The 3,848-nt window shown below is 36.2% G+C and carries 5 protein-coding genes; all 5 read right to left on the reverse strand.

All coding sequences use genetic code 11. The features are described from left to right. The coding region (locus tag J7J33_03070) for a hypothetical protein (GenBank protein ID MCD6168271.1) at nucleotides 1-250 on the reverse strand (250 nt) is incomplete at its 3' end. Next, nucleotides 183-2,669: a preprotein translocase subunit SecA gene (secA, locus tag J7J33_03075; GenBank protein ID MCD6168272.1), complete on the reverse strand. Its 2,487-nt coding sequence runs from the start codon at nucleotides 2,667-2,669 to the stop codon at nucleotides 183-185. The genes J7J33_03070 and secA, both read right to left, overlap by 68 nt. A 2-nt stretch (nucleotides 2,670-2,671) precedes the next feature. After that, entirely contained in the window at nucleotides 2,672-3,124 is a 453-nt protein-coding gene (locus J7J33_03080; GenBank protein ID MCD6168273.1) for a DUF4330 domain-containing protein, read from the reverse strand. Further along, nucleotides 3,121-3,645 carry a ribosome-associated translation inhibitor RaiA gene (raiA, locus tag J7J33_03085; GenBank protein ID MCD6168274.1) on the reverse strand — a complete coding sequence of 175 codons (525 nt, stop codon included), beginning with the start codon at nucleotides 3,643-3,645 and terminating at the stop codon, nucleotides 3,121-3,123. The genes J7J33_03080 and raiA overlap by 4 nt, the downstream gene beginning before the upstream one ends. Nucleotide 3,646: 1 nt before the next feature. After that, nucleotides 3,647-3,847 carry a cold shock domain-containing protein gene (locus tag J7J33_03090; GenBank protein MCD6168275.1) on the reverse strand — a complete coding sequence of 67 codons (201 nt, stop codon included), beginning with the start codon at nucleotides 3,845-3,847 and terminating at the stop codon, nucleotides 3,647-3,649. Nucleotide 3,848 lies beyond the last annotated feature (1 nt).

The raw sequence follows: 3,848 nt of genomic DNA on the forward strand, positions 1-3,848 counted from the left end.
CCACCTCTTGAAATAGTGAGATAATCTTATTCTTCTTTTCTTTTTCTTCCTTAAGAGCATTGAGTTTTGATAAAATTTTCCTTGTCTTATCACTCCCCCAATCTGTGATATTTGAAATCTCTTTCTCAAGAGATTCTATTTTTTTATCGAGGTCTTTGGATTCTTTAAATCCTTCAAGGCTATTAAACTCTTCTCTTAGATTTTTTACGCTTTCTTGCTCTTCGTTGAGCTCTGTTCTCTTTTGGCTCACTTCTTAACTCCACTCTGAAAATAAACCTTATCCAATCCTCCCTTATGGAATTAAGCATGGACTGGAATAACTCAAAACCCTCAATTTGGTATGCAATCAATGGATCCTGTTGACCATACGCACGAAGTCCTATACCTTCTTTAAGATGATCCATTGCGTAAAGATGGTCTTTCCATTTGGAATCAATTATCCTCAAAAGAAGATACCTCTCTATCTCTCTCATGGGATCCTCACCAAACTGTTTTCTAATACTTTCATTTTCCTTAGAGAGTCTTCTTAACTCCTCTTCCTTCTGCTCGTATCTCTTTTTGGCAATGTCCAGAAGTACATTTAAAACATCATCTCTACTTATCTTCTTTAAGTCATCAGGTTTTATAAGTATTCCTGTAAGCTCTGCAAAGGACTTTGAAAGTCCTTCATAGTCAAGCTCCTCCAGAGATTTAGAAAGGTGAACCTCAACAATATCTGTTACCATCTTCTCTAAAAATTCAAGAAATTCATCTCTTAAATTTGCCTTCTCAAGAATCTTTCTTCTCTCTTTGTATATAACCTCTCTGTGTTTATTCAATACATTATCATATTCAAGGAGATTCTTCCTTATCTCAAAGTGATATGCCTCAACCTTTTTCTGCGCATTCTCTATAGCTTTTGTCAGCATTGGGTGCTCAAGTGGTGTATCCTCATCCATTTTAAGCATGCTCATTATTCTCTTGATTGAGTTTCCTCCAAAGAGTCTCAATATCTCATCCTCTAAGGAAAGATAGAATCTTGAACTACCTGGATCTCCCTGTCTTCCAGCTCTTCCTCTCAACTGGTTATCTATTCTTCTTGATTCGTGTCGCTCTGTTCCAATAATATGAAGTCCACCCAACTCCTTCACACCCTCTCCAAGAACAATATCAACTCCTCTTCCAGCCATGTTTGTGGCTATGGTAACCATTCCTTTCTGACCTGCTTTCTTGATTATCTCAGCCTCTTTTTCATGATACTTGGCATTGAGAACTTGATGAGGAATACCTTCCCTTTTTAACATTTTTGATAATCTTTCTGATTTCTCAATGGATCGTGTCCCAACAAGAACTGGCTGTCCCCTCTTATAACAATCTTTTATCTCCTCAACAATTTTTTTGAATTTTACCTTTTCTGTGGCATATATCACATCAGGGTAATCCTTTCTTATGACAGGTTTATTGGTAGGGATAACCACAACGGGAAGATTGTATATCTCAATAAACTCCTGTTCCTCTGTCTTTGCGGTACCTGTCATACCAGCTAACTTCTTATACATCTTAAAATAGTTCTGAAAGGTTATAGTTGCAAGTGTCTGACTTTCTGCCCTTACTTTAAGATTTTCCTTTGCCTCAATGGCTTGATGGAGACCATCTGAATATCTTCTTCCATACATGAGTCTTCCAGTAAATTCATCAACAATTATTACCTCACCATCTTTAACTATGTAATCAACTTCATTTTTAAAGTGGACCAAAGCTCTTATAGCCTGTATTATGTGACTTACAAGTTCAACATTCTCACTTGCATAAAGATTCTTAACTCCGAGAAGTTTTTCAACTTTTTTAACACCCTCCTCTGTTAAAGCCACGGTTTTTTCTTTATCGTCAGCAGTGAAGTCCACATCCCTTTTTAATTGTTTTGCAATCCTTGCGCATTTATAGTAGATAGAGGTGGATTTTTCACTGGGACCAGAGATGATTAAAGGAGTCCTTGCCTCATCAATAAGGATAGAATCAACCTCATCAACGATGGCATAGTTAAGTTCCCTCTGAACAATCTGCTCGAGAGAAACAGCCATGTTGTCTCTTAAATAATCAAAACCAAACTCATTGTTTGTTCCATATGTGACATCTGCAAGATATGCTTCTTTTCTTTCGCATGGAACAAGCTTTACGCTGAATTTCTCCTTATCATCCCAATCAACAAGGAAAGAGGATTCGTGTTGAATCACACCAACTGTAAGACCGAGGAATCTATATATTGGTCCCATCCATAATGCGTCTCTCTTTGCCAGATAGTCATTAACAGTTACAAGGTGAACTCCCTTACCAGTTAACCCATTAAGATAAATTGGGAGTGTTGCTACAAGGGTTTTTCCTTCACCAGTCTTCATCTCTGCAATCTTTCCCTCATGTAGAACCACTCCACCCATTATCTGAACATCAAAGTGTCTCATGCCAACGGTTCTTCTTGCAACCTCTCTTACAACTGCAAAGGCTTCCACAAGAATATCATCTAAGGTTTCACCATTTTTAAGTCTATTTTTAAATTCAGTTGTTTTCCTTGCAAGCTCCTCATTTGAAAGATCCCTTACACTCTCTTCAAGAGAGTTAACCTTCTCAACTATACTTCTTAATCTGTTAAGTTCTTTTTTTTCTGAATTGAATATATTTTTAAAAAGCTTCATATTTAATCCTCTCTTTCTACACTAAGCACCACACCAACAAATCTTACCTTTGGCGTTTCAATTACAAGTTTTGCACCTATCCTTGCAGTTCTTCTATTGTAACCAACAATCAACGATTTAGTTGGTTTAACGGTCTTAACTGTAATTATTGCACTCTTATATATAGGATGCTCCGCTTTAACAATACGACCATCACATGTCTCAACTGGATGCTCTGCAGGTTTTATAAAAACAGATTCTATTTTAAAGATTCTGTTTCCTTGCGAATCTATTATGTAATCACCCTCCTTTATACTCTCTGCCACTTCAGGATAAATGTTGGGTATGGCAATTTTAAGTTTTACATAAGAATATCTCTCTTTTCCAGCAATAAAATGCTTACTTACAGCATAGGAGAGTGTAAGAATTATAAGAAATATAAGGGTGAAGAATACAAATTTACTTATTTTATTCATTCCTCAGGCTCTATTAGACCATAATTTCCATCTGTTCTCTTGTATATAACATTAAATTTATCTGTTCTTGAATTGAGAAATACAAAGAAGTTGTGTCCCAACAGTTCCATCTGCATTATTGCCTCTTCCTCATCCATGGGTTTTAAGATAAATCTCTTGACCTTCACTATTCTTGGCTCTTCCTCTTCCACTTCTACGGTTCTTTCGAACTTCTTCTCTTTTGCAGCTTCTCTCCTCCTCTCTACAAATCTCTCTTTATACTTCTTTATCTGCCTCTTCAATTTATCCACAACATCATCTATAGAAGAAAAAACATCTGGCGTTCTTGACTCTCCTCTTATAACTGTTCCAGAAGCAGAGAGAGTAACTTCAACTTTAATATTACCCCTCTCCTTAGAAATAATTGTGTTGAGTTCCTGTATATTATCAAAGAACTTTTCTACTGTAGAAAGCCTTTTCTCTGCATATTTTAAAACATCATCTGTAACCTGAAAATTCTTTCCCTGAATCACTAACTTCATCTCAAACCTCCTTTTTTCTCACATTTTTTGCTCTAAAGCCCTTATCTGTCTTCTCTATCTCAAATTCCACAATTTCTCCAGATTTAAGAGCTCTAAAACCTTCACCAATAATATCTTTATAATGAACAAAAATATCTTTACCTTCAAACTCTATAAATCCATATCCCTTCTGAGGATCAAACCACTTTACCTTTCCTTCCATC

The organism is Caldisericia bacterium, from assembly GCA_021158845.1.
Taxonomy (GTDB): domain Bacteria; phylum Caldisericota; class Caldisericia; order B22-G15; family B22-G15; genus B22-G15.

Excerpts from the sequence above, each read along its gene's own strand:
- secA (MCD6168272.1), bottom strand. The coding sequence starts at position 2,669 with ATGAAGCTTTTTAAAAATATATTCAATTCAGAAAAAAAAGAACTTAAC.
- raiA (MCD6168274.1), bottom strand. The coding sequence starts at position 3,645 with ATGAAGTTAGTGATTCAGGGAAAGAATTTTCAGGTTACAGATGATGTT.
- J7J33_03090 (MCD6168275.1), bottom strand. The coding sequence starts at position 3,847 with ATGGAAGGAAAGGTAAAGTGGTTTGATCCTCAGAAGGGATATGGATTT.
- J7J33_03080 (MCD6168273.1), bottom strand. The coding sequence starts at position 3,124 with ATGAATAAAATAAGTAAATTTGTATTCTTCACCCTTATATTTCTTATA.